Origin of the sequence: Bradyrhizobium sp. PSBB068 (genome assembly GCA_016839165.1) — a bacterium.
GTDB lineage: Bacteria > Pseudomonadota > Alphaproteobacteria > Rhizobiales > Xanthobacteraceae > Bradyrhizobium.
In genome coordinates this window covers 1,060,799-1,076,992 of sequence record CP069300.1, presented here as the reverse complement: position 1 = coordinate 1,076,992, position 16,194 = coordinate 1,060,799, and the positions used below count along the sequence as shown (strand labels likewise).

Here is a 16,194-nt window from a genome sequence, read left to right as displayed (position 1 = left end):
AGCTATGATGCGCAATTGCGCATCTGAGAATCCATTTCACCAGACGGATGCTGTGCGAGATGGATTCCGGGCTCGCCCTTCGGGCGCCCCGGAATGACGGAATGGTTGGGAAGAATCAAGCCGCCACCACCTCATCCGTCACCACGACGAACTTCGTCAGCGTCATGCGGCCGAAGCTCGTGGTGAGCGCGACGTCGGCGGCGTCGCGGCCGGTCGCCATCAGGATGCGGCCGATCCGCGGCACATTGTGGCGGGCATCGAAGGTGTACCACTGGCCCGACAGATAGACCTCGAACCAGCCGGAAAAATCCATCGGCGCGGGGTCCGGCGGCACGCCGATGTCGCCGAGATAGCCGGTGCAGTAGCGCGCCGGAATGCCCATGCAGCGGCAGAAGGTGAGCGCCAGGTGCGCGAAGTCGCGGCAAACGCCGGCACGGCTTTCATAGACGTCATGCGCCGACTTCATATGATGGGCGTGCTGGTAGCCGAATGTCACGTGGTGATGCACGAAATCGGTGATCGCCTGCACCCGCGCCCAGCCGGGCTGCGTGTTGCCGAACAATGACCAGGCGATGTCGGTCAGCTTGTCGGTCTCGCAATAGCGGCTCGGCATCAGATAGAGCAGCATGTCATCGGGTAGCTGCTCGATCGGCACCTGCTGCGCCGCCGGATTGACGACATCAGGCAATCCCGAATCCCGCACCAGCGCGCTGCCACGAAAGGTGACGCCACCGGCCGGCGCGACCAGGCGGCCGCAGACATTGCCGAAGCCATCGCGATAAAGCCCGATCGGGACATCCGGCTCGGTCGAAATGCTTTCGGTGCCGACGATGTCGGCATAGCGCGACGGATGGATCGACAGCATGATGACCATCGGTGTCGGCAACGCCGCCGTGTAGGTGATCTCGAAACCGACCTTGATCTGCATCGTCAGGCCGTCTCCTGCTCGGCTGCGCTCTCGCCGACCGAGACGACCTTGATGTCGACGTCCATCGCGAGATAGGCATCCGCAGCGCCAAGATAGACGCCATGCAGCGGGATGGCCTGGCGCGGATCGCGCGCCACTGCGACGCGGATCAGATCGCGAGTGCCGACGATGCCGTTGGTCGGATCGAACTCGATCCAGCCCGCGCTCGGCAGATAGACCTGCACCCACGCGTGGGTCGAGCCGCCGCCGACATAGCCATGCGCGCTGCCGGGAGGCATCGCAAGATAGCCGGAGACGAAGCGCGCGGCGATGCCGAGCCGGCGCAGCGCCTCGATCATGAATAGCGCATAGTCGCGGCAAGTGCCGGACTGCGTCCGCAGCGTATCGAGCGGATGCTGGGTGCCCTGCTCGTAACGCTTGCGGTAGCTGAACGCCTCACGGATGCCGTGGGTCATGTCGCTGAGGATCTTGAAGGTCAGCGTCGGCGCCTCGACATCGAGGAAACGCCGCGCCCAGGCCGACAGCTCGCCGTTCGGGTCGCCATATTGCGGCGTGATGAACTGCTGCAGATCGGGGAATTCCTCGTCGTCGTAGAGGAACGGATAGAAGTACGCAGGGTCGTCCGGCGTCAGTGCAAACCTGTCGGCCGGATTGTGCTCCACCGTTGCGGTCGAGACAAAGGACAGCGTGTCGGCGCGCTCGTCAAAGGCCGCGATCGCGACGCTGTTGCCGAACACGTCGTGGATCCAGCGCAGCGACATTGGCTGCGGATCGATCACAAGTGCGCCGTCGAGCACGCGCAGATCATGGCCGTCGCGGGGGCGCAGCATGATGCGGTGTTCGCCGAACGCCACCGGGCGCGCGTAGCGATAAACGGTCTTGTGATGGATAGTCAGGAGCGGCATCTTCAAACAATCATCGTGATTTCGAGCCGCATAATCTATAGAGAAAGCTGCTCGATTCCAAACCAGCATGCCGCTTGAATAGGCAAAGTTGAGGAAAAAAGCCCTTGAATTACGGTGGCGGTCCATCTTTCCTGCTCGCAAGCACCGATGCTTCACCGGTTCTTGAACATAATGCGGCCGGCCGCTCACCGTTCCTATTCACCTGCGACCACTACGGCAGGCTGATTCCCTCCTCGCTCGGCGATCTCGGCCTGCCCGAAGGCGAGCTCGTCCGGCACATCGCCTGGGACATCGGCATCGCCGGCGTCGCCACGCAGCTCTCCGACCTGCTCGGCGCGCATTTGATCGCGCAGCGCTACTCGCGGCTCGTGATCGACTGCAACCGGCCGCCGCATGTCGCAAGCTCGGTCCCGCTGATCAGCGAAGCCACCACCGTTCCGGGCAATGAGGGCCTGTCGCGCGAGGCCGCCGAGATGCGCCGCGCGCAGATCTTCGATCCCTATCACCGGCGCATCGACCACATCATCGACGAGCGTGCGCGACAGGGCATGCCGACCGTGCTGGTGTCGCTGCACAGCTTCACGCCGGTCTATGCCGGCATCGCACGTCCCTGGCACATCGGCACGCTGTATCATCACGACAAGGCGCTGCCGCCGCTGCTGCTCAAGCATCTGCGTGCCGAGGGCGATCTCGTGGTCGGCGACAACGAGCCCTACGCGGTCAGCGACGAGACCGATTACACGATCCCGGTGCATGGCGAGCAGCGCGGCCTGATGAATTCGGGCATCGAGATCCGTCAGGACCTGATCTCCGATCAGGCCGGCGAGACGGCATGGGCCGAACGGCTGGCGCGCATCCTCGGCGAGATCGAGACGACGCTGCGCGCCGAAGCGCGGATCTAGCGCGTCGCCCGATCAGTTCGGCCGGCGCTGCCAGATGAACAGCAGGTAGAGCAGCACGGGCAGGCCGAGCGCCACCCACGAGACGGCATCCCACCAGCCGTCGCCGACCAGCGCGCTGATCAGGCCCACTGTGCTCACGATCGCGATCACGAGCGGCGCGGCGAAGATCTGGGTCAATGTGCGATGTGCGACCATGCTGAAATCACGACGTGAGTGCGGGATTGTCGATCGAGGCGGCGTTGGCGATGGCGCGCTCCTGGCTGACACCCGCCTTGCGGCGGCGCGTCCACAGATACACGCCGGTGATGAGGATGAAGATGGTCAGGATGTCGAGCAGAGCCCAGACGATCTTGAGCGGCATGCCCCCGTAGTCGCCGAAATGCAGCGGCTGCGAGATGTAGAGCGTCGACACGTACCAGGGCATGTCGCGGCTGTCGGTCAGCGTCCCGGTCTCCGCATCGATCAGCGCGGGCTTCAATAACCGCGAGGTCAGCGGCGTATCGCCGTGCAGGAACACCGCGTAGTGGCTCTTGCTGCTGAACAGCGTTCCCGGAAAGGCGACGAAGCTCGGCGTCATGCCGGGCACCGCACGCTTGGCCTCCACGACCGCCGCATTCAGCGAGGACAATTTCGACGGCACCGGCCGGTCCTTGTAGTGCGCGGTCATTTCGGTGAGCTGACCGAACTGCCACATCTTGAGGACGAGATCGGCCCAGGTGTTGATGACGCCGGTGAAGCCGACCACCAGCGTCCAGGCGACCAGCAGGATGCCGGCGAGATTGTGCACGTCGAGCCAGCGCACCACGCGGGTGCGCTGCGCGCGATAGGCGCCGAACCGCAGCTTGCGCATCGACGGCGCGTAGACGACGATGCCGGAAATGATCGCGACGCAGAACAGTATCCCCATCAATCCGAGAAACAGCTTGCCGGGCAGCCCTGCGAACATGTCGGTGTGCAGTTTCAACATGATGTAGGTGAAGCGGCCGGTCACGTCAGGGGAATCGAGATAGACGCCGGTATGTGTGTCCATCCGGATCAGCAAATTGTTGGTCGGATCGGCATCGATCGTCGGGCCGACGCTGACCCACATCGCGCCGGGATTGTCGCGGTCCCAGATCAGAAAATGCGGCACCTTGCCCGGCGCCTGCGCCAGCGCATTGGCGAGCAGATGATCCAGATCGGCCGGCGGCGTGCCTTGCGGCACGTCGGCCGCCTTGACCTGGCTGTGCAGGAGATCGTCGATCTCGTCATGGAAGATCAGCGGCAGGCCGGTGATGCATAACAGCAGCATGAACAATGTGCAGATCAGGCTGGTCCATTTGTGGACGGCGCCCCATTGCCGCAGGGATTTGGTCGTCGCAGTCAAGGTCGCTACCTAATTCCAGAGTCTCCATTGTTGCCGTCACTAACACGATGGAGGACGCGCGCAGCCGCACGGCGATTAGAACGCGTCCAGTGTAGGGCTTATCGCCAATCGTGTTGCGATCGCGCAACGAGGGCGGCCGGAAAGTGCCACGATGCGTCCAGGTATTTCGCGCAACTGTAGGATCGTTCTAAACTGAATCGCCGAGACCGGGTCAGCATCAGCCGGCCGGCGCGGCATGGACGGCATGCTTCGCGCGGCATCTGGGACCCGGCCCGCGCATGTAGTGCTGTTCGGGCCGATAGGGATCGCACATTCGCGCGATCAATTTCTGCCAGGCGCTCGTGACCGCGTTCAGACCGCGGCGAAGCGACAGCAATGATGAATGCGATGACGACAAGGCGCGTCCTCAGTGCGGTTTGCCAAGCACGAAGGCGAAGGGCAGGATCACGATCTCCTCGCCGGCCTCGTCGCTGACATGCACGGCCCAGTCGCGCCAGTCTTCCAGACTGACCGTTGCGACCAGCGAGCGCATCATGCGGGTCGCCGCCTCGCAGGCCTCGGAGAGGTTGTCGACCGAGGCGCCGCGGCGATCCATCAGCACGCCGCGCGTATTCGAGCAATGGAAATAGACCTGTGTCATGTCCGTATCCTCGCAAGCGCCGGGCGATCGGGGCTCGCCCTTGCATGTCGAAGCTTTACGCAGGCCAGGCGAGACGATCCGTGACGCGCCTCACACATCAGTGAGGCAGCCCGCTAGATCGCTTCACCAAATCGCGATTTGACAAATCTCCTATATTTGTCAAATTCGTCAAATGGGACCGAAGACCCGCATCCTCGATGCCACCATGCTGGTGTTCCGCCGGCACGGCTTTCGCCGCTCCTCGATCGAGCAGGTCGCCGAGGCGGCCGGCCTGACGCGGCAAGCGCTCTATCATCATTTCGAATCCAAGGAAGCGCTGTTCCGCGCCGTGATCGAGCGCATCCATGAATCCGCGATCGCAGCCGAGGAAGCAGCCGTGGCCGAAGCGGAGACGGCGGGGGGCAATCTCGGCGATATCCTCGCCGCGGGCCTGACCGCGCGGATATCGACCATGATCGCCTCGCTGGACGGCTCGCCGCATATCGAGGAATTGTACTCCGAGCACCTCGTGCACGCGCGCGACCTCTACCAGACCTATGCCGCACGCCATGCGGAGCGCGTGGCCGCCACCATCGCGCGGATCGCGCGCAAGCAGCAACTCTTGCTGCCGCAAGACCTGTCGCCGGCCGAATTCGCCCGGCTGGTCGAGATGTCGATGTACGCAGCGAAGTCGCAGTATCCGGCGATGCAGCCGGCCGATGCATTCCTGAAGGACATGGCGATCATGGTGCGCACGCTTTGCGCCGGCGCCATCCCGAGATCCGAGACAAAATCCTCGTCGAAATCACGACAGCCGCCCGCCAGGAAGGCGGCAATCCGCAACAAGCCGACACGCAGGACAATAGGAGGACAGTCATGACCACGACGACCGTCAACGGCCGCGTCGAATCCCTGCCCGATGATCCCGACGCGCTCCTGATCGACATCGTGCGCGACCAGCTCAAGCTCACCGGCACCAAGCTGGTGTGCGGCGCCGGCGTCTGCGGCGCCTGCACGGTGCTGGTCGACGGCGCGCCGGTCACAAGCTGCCTGATGCCGGCGCAGGCCGCAGCCGGCAAGGCGGTGACGACGGTGGAGGGCATCGGCGCCGCAGGGCTGCATCCGGTGCAGAAGGCGTTCATGGCGCATGACGCCCTGCAATGCGGCTTCTGCACACCGGGCTTCATCGTGGAGGCGACCGCGTTCTGCGACCAATGGCGCGCGACCAGGGGAACGGCGGTGCCCTCGCGCGAGGAGATCGGCGCGGCGCTGTCGGGCCATCTCTGCCGCTGCGGCGCCTATGACGGGATTTTCCGCGCGGTCGCGGATGCCTGTGTCGGCCGCTTTGACGGCGACAATGTCGCAGCGCCCCGCATCGAGGCGCGCGACAAGGTGACGGGCGCGGCGAAATACACCGTCGACATCACGCATGACGGCCAGCTCGAAGGCTTGATCCTGCGCTCGCGCGAGGCGCATGCGCGGATCACCACGCTCGATCTCGCGCCGGCGCGCGCGCTCGCGGGCGTCACAGCGGTGTCGCTGCTCGGCGACGACAAGATCGTGCGCTATGTCGGCGAGCCGATCGCTGCGGTTGCTGCAAAGGACCGCAAGGCGGCAATGGCCGCGCTCGCCGCGATCAAGCTGACCTATGAAAAGCTGCCGGCGGTGGTCGGGCTCGACGCCGGACGCAAGGACGGCGCGCCTGTGGTGTTCGACAAGGCGAGCCGCAAGCGGGCCGGCAATGTCTCGGAAGCCGCAGGCGGACCGGCGCCGTGGAAGCAAAACATCCGCGGGCCGACCGCGGTTTTCTCGACCCGCGCCAAGAAGGCGCGCAGTTGGGTCGACGAGGCGCGGCAGGCCAATAACAGCCTGCTCGTCGAAGCCACCTTCCGCACCGCCACGCAGCAGCATGCGTGTCTGGAGCCGCATGCCGCGGTGGCGCGCTTCGACGGCGACCGGCTGACCCTGCACGCCTCGACCCAGCAGGTGTTTCACCTGAAGGAGCAGATCGCCAAGCGCTACAAGCTCGATCACGACAAGGTCCGCGTGATCGCCGAGCACGTTGGCGGCGGCTTCGGATCGAAGGCGAGCCTCGGCGTCGAGACGATCGCCGCGATCGAGCTCGCGCGCGCGGCCAAGGCGCCGGTGCGGGTCACCTACGATCGGCAGGAAGAGCTCTCGGTTGCCGGCTATCGGCCTGCCGCGGAACTGAAGGTCGCGCTGCTGCCGTCCGACCAGGGTGGCCTGAAAGCGCTCTCCGTCACCGCGCATGCCGATACCGGCGCCGCGACCAATTCGACGATCGCGGGCCTGGCGCGGCTGATCTATCCGGCCGAGGCGAAGGACCTGTCGGATTTCGACGTCATCAGCAACCTGCCGCCCGGCGCCGCCTTCCGTGGCCCCGGCGGTCCGCCGATGGCCTTCGCGGTCGAGCAATCGATCGACGAGGCCGCACTGCGGCTCAAGGTCGATCCGATCGCCCTGCGCAAACGCTGGGACCCCGATCCCAACCGCCAGCGGCTGTACGACTGGGCTTCCGGGCTCGACATCTGGCGCAATCGCAAACCACAACAGACCGGCCGCTACCGCCGCGGCATCGGCGTCGCCACCGGCTACTGGCTCTATCTGTGGCAGCCCAACGTGAAGGTCGAGGTCGCGGTCAAGGGCGGCCGCATCGTCGCCAGCACCGCGACGCAGGACATCGGCACCGGCACCCGCAGCGTGCTTGCCGATACGATTGCGCGCGAGTTCGATCTCGAGCCCGGTGATATCGATGTGCGGATCGGCGATTCCTCGCTGCCCGAAGGGCCCGGCTCCGGCGGCAGCCGCGTCACCGCCTCGGTGATGCCCCCGACGTTGCAAGCGGTAGGGAAGCTGAAGGCTCAAATCCTCGAACAAGCGACGCGAAAGCCTGCGCCCGGCTCGAACGCGCCGTGGCGCGAGCTGATCGCGCGCTCGCCCGACATCGCCGTGGTCGAGACGCGCGGCGAGGACGGCAAGAACACCGCACCCGGCATCCGCTCACCGCTGCGCGAAGTCGGCCTGATCGGCATGGTGTTCGGCTGGATGATGCGCCGCTTTTCCAATATCGCGGTCGGCGCCGGCGTGCCGAGCTCGGTGCAGGTGATCGAGGTCGAGGTCGACACCTGGCTCGGCCACGTCCGCGTGCTCAACGTTCACACCGGCATCGCGGTCGGCAAGATCGCGTCTCCCGCGCTGGCGCGAAGCCAGGCCTGCGGCGCTGTCATCCAGGGCCTCGGCTACGCGCTGTACGAGGCGCGCGAGCTCGATCCGAACACCGGCGACGTGCTGACCGCGGGGATGGAGGACTACCGCATCCCGGGGATCGCCGATACGCCCGAGATCGACGTCCATTTCGACGAAGCCGGCTTCGACCATGTGCTCGGCAACAGCGTCGGCATCGGCGAGGCGTCAACGGTGCCGACCTCGGCCGCGGTCGCCAATGCGATCCACGACGCGATCGGCGTCCGCCTCACCGAGATTCCGATCCGGCCCGACCGCATCGTCGCCGCGCTGAAAGGGAGGGATGCCGCATGAGCGCCGCAACAGCACTGGCAATGTCCGCACCCGAATTCCGCGCCGCCGGCACCGACCTGTCGGAGCGCCGTCGTAGCGGCCTGTCATGCGGGGAGGTCATCGATCTCACCGCCAGCCCCGACACGATCGGGGTCGCGTGGAATGCGGACGGCTCGGCGCGGATCGGCGCCCTGACTGCGATCGCAGCGATCGCATCGGATGCGCGGCTCGCCCAGGCCTATCCCGGCATCACCGCCGCCGCGCAGGGCCTCGCCACGCCGCAGATCCGGCATATGGCGACGCTCGGCGGCAACCTCGCGCAGCGCTCGCGCTGCTGGTATTTCCGCAATCCGCAGATCGCCTGCCTCAAGAAAGGTGGCACCGACTGTCCGGCGCGATCCGGCAACCATCTCTATCACGTCGCGTTCGATCTCGGCCCTTGCGTCGCGCCGCATCCGTCAACGATGGCGATGGCGCTGCTCGCCTATGATGCGAAGGTCACCACGGACCGGCACAGCGGATTGTCGATCACCGACGTGCTCGGCGATGGCAGCAACGGCGCGGTCGACAATCTCCTTGCGCCGGGCGAACGGATCGAGCGGATCGAGCTCCCCGCCCCGCTGGCCGGCGAGCGCGCGCACTACAAGCGCGCCATCAGCCGCTCCTACGCGGAATGGCCGCTGGTCGAGATCTGCGCGCGGGCCGTGATATCGGGCGGCACATTCCAGCAGGTCCACATCACGGCCGGCGGCATCGCCCCGGTGCCGCTGCGTCTCGAAGCAAGCGAGGCTGCGCTGCAGGGGAAACCGGCCACTGCCGCGACCATCGCACAAGCCGCCGAGCTCGCAACATCGGGAGCCAAGCCGCTGCCGATGACCGGCTACAAGCTCGAGCTGCTGACTGGCCTGGTGCGCGACGTGATGGAACGGATCGCGACGTAGCGCGAGCGACCGTTTCGGCCCCGGGCTCAGCGTGCCCGGGTCAGCGCCAGCCAGATGCCGCCGCCGATCATGAAGCCGCCTGAGATGCGCGACATCAGCCGCGTCCGCTCCTTGGAGAAGAACCTGCGGGCGCGGCCGGCGGCCAGCGCGTAGGCGGCATCGGTCAGCACCGCGGTTGCCATGAAGGTGACGCCGAGCAGCGCCACCTGCGGCAAATGCGGCTTGTCCATGTCCATGAACTGCGGAATGAAGGCGCCGAAGAACACCAGCACTTTCGGGTTCGACAGCAGCACCAGAAAGCCCTGCAGGAAGAAGCCGCCGCGCGGCGGCGGCGGCTTGTCGTCGGTGCCGACGCCCTCGACCGGCGAACGGATCAGCTTGATGCCGAGCCAGACCAGGTAGGCCGCGCCGGCAAAGCGCACCCAGTTGAACCAGTAGCCCATCGTGGCCATCAGCGAGGTCAGGCCGACCGCGACGATGCCGATCACGATCGCAAGCCCGACCTGCGCGCCCAGCACGTTGGTGAGCGCCGCACGGGTGCCGTAGCGCAGCCCGTTGGCGATCACCATCGTGACGATCGGACCGGGCAGCAGCGCCAGCGCGATGCAGGCGGCAACGAAGGCGAAATAGGCTTGCAGGGACATGAGGGGCTCTTCTGCTTCTTTGTCATTATTATGCACGTGAAGAGCGGACATGGAAACATCCGTGGTCCTTCGATCTGCGCGCCGCCGGATGGCAGTGCCCAAACACGCGCTCTTGACATGCAACCGTTTGGTTGCCTATTATCCGGCCCATGGATGAAGTCTTCAAAGCCCTCGCGGATGCCTCACGGCGGACGCTGCTTGACCGGCTTCACGATCACAACGGACAGACGCTCAGTGAGCTCTGCGACGGGCTCGACATGACGCGCCAGGCCGTCACCAAGCACCTTGTGATTCTCGAGGAGGCCAACCTCGTCACCACGATCAAGCACGGCCGCGAGAAGCTGCACTACCTCAACCCGGTTCCGATCCATCAGATCGGGGAGCGATGGATCAGGAAGTTCGAGCGCGGGAAACTGGCAGCGCTCAGCGAATTGAAAAGACAATTGGAGAAGCGTGATGAGTAAGCCGGACTGCGTCTACGTCACCTATATCGAGACCACGGCCGAGAAGCTGTGGCACGCGCTGACATCGAGCGACTTCACCGAACGCTTCTGGTTCGGCTATCGCGCCAGCTCCGACTGGAAGGTCGGCTCGCCCTACCAGTTGACCAAGGATGGCCGCTGCGCCGTGCAGGGCGAAGTGCTGATCATCCATCCGCCGCACAAGCTCGCCTACACCTGGGACGTGGTGAAGGAAGGCGTCGAGCGCGAGCAGGTCTCGCGCGTGACCTTCGACATCGAACCGCACGGCGGGGTCGTCAAGCTGACCATGACCCACGACAACCTCGGCCCGAAGACGCTGCGCGACGTCTCCGGCGGCTGGCCGATGGTCATTGCCAGCCTGAAGAGCTTCCTCGAGACCGGCCGCGAACTGCCGGCCGAACTGCTCACCAGCGGCGCCAGGGAGCCCTACCATGCCTAAGCCTGAATTCGTCTACGTCACCTACATCGAAACCACGCCGGAGCAGCTGTGGGATGCGCTGACCTCAACTACGTTCACGCGGCAATACTGGTTCGACACCGAGCTGCAATCGGACTGGAAGGTCGGCTCGCCGCTCGCGCTGGTAATGAGCGGCAAGACCACCGACACTGGCGAGATCCTCGAGGCCGACCGGCCGCGGCGTCTTTCCTATACGTTCAAGCACGAGGCCGATCCCGAACTGCGCAAGGAGCCGGCAACCAAAGTCGTGTTCACGCTCGAGCCGTTCGGCAAGATCGTGAAGCTGACCGTGACTCATGAGGGCTTCGGCGTCGGCAGCAAGCTGCTTGACGGCATTTCCAGGGGCTGGCCTGCGATCCTGTCTGCTCTCAAGAGTCTGCTCGAAACCGGCAAGGCGGTCGCGATCCCGCCCGCCGCGCTCGGAATCGACGGCTTCGAATGACAATGAAGATCTATCGAAGGACACGTGCGGACATGAACATCGAGACATTCAAGCCGGCCATCGTCTACGCGATCTACATTGCCGCCACGCCCGAGAAGGTGTGGCAGGCATTGACCGACGCCGAGCTCAGCCGGCAATACTTTTCCGGCAACGCGGTCGAGGTCGATCTCCGGGTCGGCGGCGCCTACGTCGTGCGCACGCCGGACGGCGCCGTGCACATCTCCGGCGAGGTGATCGCATGCGATCCCCTGCGGCGGCTGACCGTGACATTCAACGTCAACTGGCCGCAGCTCGTCGAGAAGCTCGGGCCGACGCTCGTCACCTGGGAGATCGAGCCGGCCGGCGACGGCGTGAAGCTGACCTTGCTGCAATCGCATGATCGCCCGATCAGCGACGACATCCTGTCCGGCGGCCGCGCCGGCTGGCCGGCGATCCTCTCCAGCCTGAAGAGCATGCTGGAGACCGGCAAGGCCATGGTGATCCCGATGCAGCCCCCGCAGCGCATGCTGGACGCGCTGAAGGAATTGGGGATACCGATGCCGGGGTGAGGTTCACTCCCTTCGCAGGATCGGGTCGGCAAAGGAGCCGACCGGGACCACGACGCGGCGATAGAGATGCCAGGTCGCGTGGCCCAGCACGGGAATCGTCACCAGAAGTCCCATGAAATACGGAATCACCGAGACGATCAGCAGCCCGACGATGACCGCCGCCCATCCGATCATCGGCAGCGGGCTCGTCACGACCGCGCGCACGCTCGTGATCATCGCGGTGACGAAGTCGACCTCGCGATCCAGCAGCAGCGGAAACGAGATCACCGTCAGCGAGAACAGGATCAGCGACAGCGCCGCGCCTTCCGCATTGCCGATGGCGAGGAACAACAGCCCCTCATTGGTGGTCAGCACCACGGTCAGAAAGTCGTGAAGGCTGGCAAAGGAGGCGCCGAGCCCGAGTATCAGGGCGATCAACAGCCTCACCTGGTACATCCAGATGATGAACACGAACAGCGTGACGAACGCCATCCAGCCGATTTCGCCGCGTGATCGCAGCTTCGACCAGATCGCACCCAACGTGATCGGCTCATCCACCTCGCGACGCCTGCTGATCTCGTACAGCCCGATCGCGACGAACGGACCGATCAGCGCAAAGCCCGCGGCCAGTGGGTAGGCCAGATAGACCATGCCCAGCGCGGTCAAGCACAGCAGGATCACGTTGCCGCCGAGCATGTAGATGGCGCCGAACATCAATCCGTAGAGCGGGACGGCCTGAAAGTCGCGCAGCCCCTGCCCCAGCGCTTCCGCGATATCCGCCACGCGGATCCTGCGCACCACCGGATCGAACTTGCCAGAGACCGACATCAGCCCTGCCGCGAATGATTGAGCGCGCATCGATGCAGGCGATCGCGAACACCGCATTGACGCCGATCAATATTGTTCTGCGGAGCTAGCCCAGCGCCCGCAGCTCGCGCCGCAGCACCTTGCCCGTCGCCGTCATCGGCAGGCTGTCGGCGAACTGCACGAAGCGGGGATATTCATGCGCGGCGAGCTGCACCTTGACGAATTCCTGGATCTCGCGCGCCAAGGCATCGCCCGGCGCATAACCCGGCCGCAGCACGATCCAGGCCTTGATCGATTCGGTGCGGATCGGATCGGGGATGCCGACCACCGCCGACATCGCGACCGCCGGATGCTTCATCAACGTGTGCTCGATCTCGGAGGGGCCGACACGATAGCCCGCCGTGGTGATGACATCGTCCTCACGGCTGACGTACCAGAAATAGCCCTCCTCATCCTGTACGCCGAGATCGCCGGTCAACAGGAATTCGCCGGCATATTTCTTCGCGGTGGCTTCGGGATTGCGCCAGTACTCGATCATGGTGCAAGGACACGGCTGGCGCACGCCGATGATGCCGCGCTGCCCCCGCGGCAATTCCTCGCCCTTGTCGTTGACGATGCGGATGTCGAAGCCCGGCGTGGCGCGGCCCATCGAGCCGGGGCGGATCGGAAACAGGTTGGAGTTGCTGCCGATCACGAGATTGCATTCGGTCTGGCCGAACACCTCGTGGGCGTCTACGCCGAATGTACTGCGCACCCAGCCGAGCAGCTCACCGCCGAGCGACTCGCCGCCGGTGAAGATGCTGCGCAGCCTGACGCCGGAATTCTTCACATCGGCTTGCCGCATCAGCTTCAGCGCGGTCGGCGGCAGGAACACGTTGCGGATGCCGAGCTCGGCCATCATCTGCATCGCCGCCTGCGGCTCGAACTTGCGGGCGCGGTGGCCGACCATCGGAATGCCGTGGTACCAGAACGCGAACAGGCCGTTGATCAGCCCGCCGATCCAGGCCCAATCGGCCGGCGTCCACATCAGGTCGCCCGGCCGGGGCAGGAAGTTGTGGCACATCTCGACATTGGGCAGATGGCCGAGCACGACGCGATGCGCATGCAGCGCGCCCTTCGGATTGCCCGTGGTGCCCGAAGTGTAGATGATCAGCGCGGGATCGTCGGCCGAGGTGTCGACGGTGGCGAAATCCGGCGACGCCGACTTGATCGCGCCCCAGAACGGTTTGGTGCCGGGCGGCGTCTCGTCGCCAACGATATAGACGCTCTTCAGCTCGGGCAGACGATCGCGGATCTTCGCGATCTTCTCCCAGCCGGCCTCATCGGTGATGATGGCTTTCGCCGCCGAGTTCGACAGGCGGAACTCCAGCGCGTCCTCGCCGAACAGCGCGAACAGCGGAATCGAGATCAGCGCCGCGCGGAACGCGGCGAGGTGCGCGACCGGCAATTCCAGCGATTGCGACAGGAACACCGCGACGCGGTCGCCGCGCACCAGGCCGTCGGCGGTCAGCACATTGGCGAAGCGGCGCGAGGCGTCCGCGACCTCGTCGAACGAGGTGCGCGTGGTACCGCCATCCTCATCGACATAGACCAGCGCGAGACGGCCGCTGCCGTCGGCATGACGGTCGCAGCACGCGGTCGCCATGTTGAAGCGCGCAGGGATATCCCAGCGGAAATCGCGGCAGAGCTCGTCGTAGGTAGCGGCTTGCTTGAGCATAGTGCGCGTCGCTTCCGTCCCTTGTCGTGGCCGAGCTTCGCCCGGCGATCTTGCTCGGGGGGATTGTAAAGACGTGGATGCCCGGGACAAGCCCGGGCATGGCGATACGTGGCCCGGATCGAGTTCAGTCGCCCTGCATGTAGCGGACCGGATTTTCCTTATCCGCCTTGAAGATGTCGGCGGCCTCGGCGAACAGCGCGGCGACGTTCGCCGCATCCAGATCGCCGAACGCGACAAAGCTGAAATTGTTGCCGCCAGCCCGCAATTCGCCGAGCTTGCCGGCGTAGCAGGACACCAGCGGCTTACCGCCGCGGGTCACCGCGACATAGACGCTGATGTAGTTCTTCTGCAGCGCCACGCCGATCACGGGCCAGGCGGCCGTCTTGCCGGACTTGATCGCGTAGCGAAACCCGCCATAGCCGATCATGTTCATGCGCATGCCGGCCTCACCGGCCGGCGTGCCGGCATGAAAATGCCGCCTGAGCGAAGGCGCCGCCTTTCGCATCACCGCATGCAGTTGTTCGAGATCGGCGGTCCGTGCCGGATCAAAGGCGAGATAGGCTTCCAGACTGTCCGCGGCGACACGAAACATCGGAAGCCTCCGCCGCTATCCCGCGAGCGCCGCCTTGACGAGGCCGCTGGCCTTGCCGAAATCCATCTGGCCGGCGTATTTCGCCTTCAGCGCACCAATCACCTTGCCCATGTCCTTGATCCCGGCAGCATTGGTCTCGGCGATCACAGCCGCGATCGCGGCCTTCACGTCGTCATCCGACATCTGCTTCGGCAAGTAAGCCGAGATCACAGCGATCTCCGCGCGCTCCTGGGCGGCGAGTTCGGCACGGCCGCCCTTGTCGTAGAGCTCGACCGATTCCTGGCGCTGCTTGATCATCTTCTGCAAGACGCCCAGGAGATCGGCATCGGAGAGTGGCGGCTTGCCCTGCCCGCGCGCGTCGATATCGGCGTTCTTGATGGTCGAATTGACCATGCGCAGGGTGGAGAGCTTGCGCTCGTCCTTCGCCTTCATCGCTTCCTTGACCGCAGTGTTGATATCGTCGCGCAGCATCTCTGTATCCTTGAACCGGTAATCCCTCCATGTAGGCAGTTTGCAGCGTCAGAACAACCTAGTTCCGCAACCACTGAACCAGCGCTTCGGCACACGCCTGCGGCTGCTCCAGCTGCGGCAGGTGACCGCAATCGGCGAGCACCACGAGCTTCGCCCCGGGAATCCCGTTGGCCATCTCGTCCGACAGCGAATTCGGCACCGTGTTGTCGGTATCCGAGGTCAGCACCAGGGTCGGGCACTTGATCCAGGCCATGCTGGGCCGTGAATCCGGCCGGCTGAGCACCGCATTTTGCTGGCGGATGAAGGCCTCGGCGCCGACATCCTCGCTCATGTCATAGACAATCTGGCGCAGGCTTGCGTCGCCCTGCCGCGACGGATGCACGAAGCCCGGAAACAGTTCGTCGACCACGTCCCGATACTGCCCGCTCCTGGCGCGTTCGATCATGCCGCGGCGGCGAGCGGTCGCCTCCGGCGTGTCGGGGCGCGCCTGGGTGCTCATCAGCGCCAGTTTCGCGACCCGCTCGGGTGCCTGCCGCATGATCTCGAAGGCGATGTAGCCGCCCATCGAATGGCCGGCGAGGGCAAAGCGCGGCGGTGCCTCAGCCAGGATACGGCGGGCGATCGCCCCCATATTGTCGTCCCTGACATGGTTGGCGACCGTGACCGGGCCGCACCGCCACAGCGCCGGGATCACCGGGGCAAAGATCCGCGGCGAGCAGATGAGGCCCGGGACGAGCAGGATCGGCATCGTATTGTCCATGCGGGAGCTCCGGACCGGGTCATTTTCGGCAAGCAAACGACCGCTTCGAGGAACATTAGATTAAGAGGCCGTTCCGGCCTGTCAAATCGGCCGGGAT

The 16,194-nt window shown here is 65.2% G+C and carries 19 protein-coding genes; 8 read left to right on the top strand and 11 right to left on the bottom strand.

Features of this window, described 5'->3' with window-relative positions; genetic code table 11:
• Window positions 1-115: 115 nt before the first annotated feature.
• Together JQ507_05150 and JQ507_05145 are read right to left on the bottom strand one after the other, a co-directional pair.
• Window positions 116-928, bottom strand: a complete 813-nt coding sequence (locus JQ507_05150; protein ID QRI70911.1) for a transglutaminase family protein — start codon at window positions 926-928, stop codon at window positions 116-118.
• Window positions 929-930: 2 nt separating this feature from the next.
• Complete coding sequence (locus tag JQ507_05145; GenBank protein ID QRI70910.1) at window positions 931-1,833, bottom strand: transglutaminase family protein; 903 nt, start codon at window positions 1,831-1,833, stop codon at window positions 931-933.
• A gap of 104 nt (window positions 1,834-1,937) precedes the next feature.
• Between JQ507_05145 and JQ507_05140 the strand changes: the two genes are divergently transcribed.
• Window positions 1,938-2,735 carry an N-formylglutamate amidohydrolase gene (locus JQ507_05140; GenBank protein ID QRI70909.1) on the top strand — a complete coding sequence of 266 codons (798 nt, stop codon included), beginning with the start codon at window positions 1,938-1,940 and terminating at the stop codon, window positions 2,733-2,735.
• Between the two features lie 12 nt (window positions 2,736-2,747).
• On the opposite strand, the gene JQ507_05135 is transcribed toward JQ507_05140, so the two are convergent.
• The 3 genes from JQ507_05135 to JQ507_05125 all read right to left on the bottom strand — a co-directional run bounded on the left by JQ507_05135 (window position 2,748) and on the right by JQ507_05125 (window position 4,741).
• Complete coding sequence (locus JQ507_05135) at window positions 2,748-2,930, bottom strand: hypothetical protein (GenBank protein QRI70908.1); 183 nt, start codon at window positions 2,928-2,930, stop codon at window positions 2,748-2,750.
• Window positions 2,931-2,937: 7 nt separating this feature from the next.
• The gene (locus JQ507_05130) at window positions 2,938-4,101 is read right to left on the bottom strand and encodes a PepSY domain-containing protein (protein ID QRI70907.1); all 1,164 of its coding nucleotides are present in this window, start codon (window positions 4,099-4,101) and stop codon (window positions 2,938-2,940) included.
• 406 nt (window positions 4,102-4,507) lie between these two features.
• Window positions 4,508-4,741: a hypothetical protein gene (locus JQ507_05125; GenBank protein QRI70906.1), complete on the bottom strand. Its 234-nt coding sequence runs from the start codon at window positions 4,739-4,741 to the stop codon at window positions 4,508-4,510.
• Between the two features lie 172 nt (window positions 4,742-4,913).
• Here JQ507_05125 and JQ507_05120 point away from each other — a divergent pair, with 172 nt between their 5' ends.
• From JQ507_05120 to JQ507_05110, 3 genes are read left to right on the top strand one after another with little or no spacing between them, the layout of a single operon-like run.
• Entirely contained in the window at window positions 4,914-5,600 is a 687-nt protein-coding gene (locus tag JQ507_05120) for a helix-turn-helix transcriptional regulator (GenBank protein ID QRI70905.1), read from the top strand.
• Window positions 5,597-8,278: a molybdopterin-dependent oxidoreductase gene (locus tag JQ507_05115; protein ID QRI70904.1), complete on the top strand. Its 2,682-nt coding sequence runs from the start codon at window positions 5,597-5,599 to the stop codon at window positions 8,276-8,278. The genes JQ507_05120 and JQ507_05115 overlap by 4 nt, the downstream gene beginning before the upstream one ends.
• A complete protein-coding gene (locus JQ507_05110) occupies window positions 8,275-9,198 on the top strand; it encodes an FAD binding domain-containing protein (GenBank protein ID QRI70903.1) in 924 nt (307 codons plus the stop codon). The genes JQ507_05115 and JQ507_05110 overlap by 4 nt, the downstream gene beginning before the upstream one ends.
• 26 nt (window positions 9,199-9,224) lie before the next feature.
• Here the strand turns inward: JQ507_05110 and JQ507_05105 are convergent, their stop codons facing one another.
• Window positions 9,225-9,842, bottom strand: coding sequence for a LysE family translocator (locus JQ507_05105; protein ID QRI70902.1), 618 nt, complete (start codon window positions 9,840-9,842; stop codon window positions 9,225-9,227).
• Window positions 9,843-9,991: 149 nt separating this feature from the next.
• On the opposite strand from JQ507_05105, the gene JQ507_05100 reads away from it, so the two are divergent.
• Genes JQ507_05100 through JQ507_05085 form a run of 4 tightly spaced genes read left to right on the top strand, consistent with a single transcriptional unit; the run spans window position 9,992 to window position 11,771 of the window.
• Entirely contained in the window at window positions 9,992-10,306 is a 315-nt protein-coding gene (locus JQ507_05100) for a helix-turn-helix transcriptional regulator (GenBank protein ID QRI70901.1), read from the top strand.
• On the top strand, window positions 10,299-10,763 hold the full coding sequence (locus JQ507_05095) for an SRPBCC family protein (GenBank protein ID QRI70900.1): 465 nt from the start codon (window positions 10,299-10,301) through the stop codon (window positions 10,761-10,763). Before JQ507_05100 ends, JQ507_05095 begins: the two co-directional genes overlap by 8 nt.
• Window positions 10,756-11,223 (top strand): SRPBCC family protein, encoded by a 468-nt coding sequence (locus JQ507_05090; protein ID QRI70899.1) that lies wholly within the window; start codon window positions 10,756-10,758, stop codon window positions 11,221-11,223. The genes JQ507_05095 and JQ507_05090 overlap by 8 nt, the downstream gene beginning before the upstream one ends.
• Before the next feature lie 32 nt (window positions 11,224-11,255).
• On the top strand, window positions 11,256-11,771 hold the full coding sequence (locus JQ507_05085) for an SRPBCC family protein (GenBank protein QRI70898.1): 516 nt from the start codon (window positions 11,256-11,258) through the stop codon (window positions 11,769-11,771).
• Window positions 11,772-11,774: 3 nt separating this feature from the next.
• Here the strand turns inward: JQ507_05085 and JQ507_05080 are convergent, their stop codons facing one another.
• The 5 genes from JQ507_05080 to JQ507_05060 form a co-directional block, all read right to left on the bottom strand.
• Window positions 11,775-12,578, bottom strand: coding sequence for a DUF2189 domain-containing protein (locus tag JQ507_05080; protein ID QRI70897.1), 804 nt, complete (start codon window positions 12,576-12,578; stop codon window positions 11,775-11,777).
• Window positions 12,579-12,663: 85 nt separating this feature from the next.
• On the bottom strand, window positions 12,664-14,274 hold the full coding sequence (locus JQ507_05075) for an acyl-CoA synthetase (GenBank protein ID QRI70896.1): 1,611 nt from the start codon (window positions 14,272-14,274) through the stop codon (window positions 12,664-12,666).
• Between the two features lie 124 nt (window positions 14,275-14,398).
• A complete protein-coding gene (locus JQ507_05070) occupies window positions 14,399-14,866 on the bottom strand; it encodes a hypothetical protein (protein QRI70895.1) in 468 nt (155 codons plus the stop codon).
• A gap of 15 nt (window positions 14,867-14,881) precedes the next feature.
• Entirely contained in the window at window positions 14,882-15,337 is a 456-nt protein-coding gene (locus JQ507_05065; protein QRI70894.1) for a GatB/YqeY domain-containing protein, read from the bottom strand.
• 58 nt (window positions 15,338-15,395) lie between these two features.
• Complete coding sequence (locus JQ507_05060) at window positions 15,396-16,097, bottom strand: alpha/beta hydrolase (protein ID QRI70893.1); 702 nt, start codon at window positions 16,095-16,097, stop codon at window positions 15,396-15,398.
• Window positions 16,098-16,194: the final 97 nt, after the last annotated feature.

Bases quoted from the DNA above. Each gene is read 5' to 3' on its own strand.
- JQ507_05150 (QRI70911.1), bottom strand. From the start codon at position 928: ATGCAGATCAAGGTCGGTTTCGAGATCACCTACACGGCGGCGTTGCCG.
- JQ507_05145 (QRI70910.1), bottom strand. From the start codon at position 1,833: ATGCCGCTCCTGACTATCCATCACAAGACCGTTTATCGCTACGCGCGC.
- JQ507_05135 (QRI70908.1), bottom strand. From the start codon at position 2,930: ATGGTCGCACATCGCACATTGACCCAGATCTTCGCCGCGCCGCTCGTG.
- JQ507_05125 (QRI70906.1), bottom strand. From the start codon at position 4,741: ATGACACAGGTCTATTTCCATTGCTCGAATACGCGCGGCGTGCTGATG.
- JQ507_05120 (QRI70905.1), top strand. From the start codon at position 4,914: ATGGGACCGAAGACCCGCATCCTCGATGCCACCATGCTGGTGTTCCGC.
- JQ507_05115 (QRI70904.1), top strand. From the start codon at position 5,597: ATGACCACGACGACCGTCAACGGCCGCGTCGAATCCCTGCCCGATGAT.
- JQ507_05110 (QRI70903.1), top strand. From the start codon at position 8,275: ATGAGCGCCGCAACAGCACTGGCAATGTCCGCACCCGAATTCCGCGCC.
- JQ507_05105 (QRI70902.1), bottom strand. From the start codon at position 9,842: ATGTCCCTGCAAGCCTATTTCGCCTTCGTTGCCGCCTGCATCGCGCTG.
- JQ507_05100 (QRI70901.1), top strand. From the start codon at position 9,992: ATGGATGAAGTCTTCAAAGCCCTCGCGGATGCCTCACGGCGGACGCTG.
- JQ507_05095 (QRI70900.1), top strand. From the start codon at position 10,299: ATGAGTAAGCCGGACTGCGTCTACGTCACCTATATCGAGACCACGGCC.
- JQ507_05090 (QRI70899.1), top strand. From the start codon at position 10,756: ATGCCTAAGCCTGAATTCGTCTACGTCACCTACATCGAAACCACGCCG.
- JQ507_05085 (QRI70898.1), top strand. From the start codon at position 11,256: ATGAACATCGAGACATTCAAGCCGGCCATCGTCTACGCGATCTACATT.
- JQ507_05080 (QRI70897.1), bottom strand. From the start codon at position 12,578: ATGTCGGTCTCTGGCAAGTTCGATCCGGTGGTGCGCAGGATCCGCGTG.
- JQ507_05075 (QRI70896.1), bottom strand. From the start codon at position 14,274: ATGCTCAAGCAAGCCGCTACCTACGACGAGCTCTGCCGCGATTTCCGC.
- JQ507_05070 (QRI70895.1), bottom strand. From the start codon at position 14,866: ATGTTTCGTGTCGCCGCGGACAGTCTGGAAGCCTATCTCGCCTTTGAT.
- JQ507_05065 (QRI70894.1), bottom strand. From the start codon at position 15,337: ATGCTGCGCGACGATATCAACACTGCGGTCAAGGAAGCGATGAAGGCG.
- JQ507_05060 (QRI70893.1), bottom strand. From the start codon at position 16,097: ATGGACAATACGATGCCGATCCTGCTCGTCCCGGGCCTCATCTGCTCG.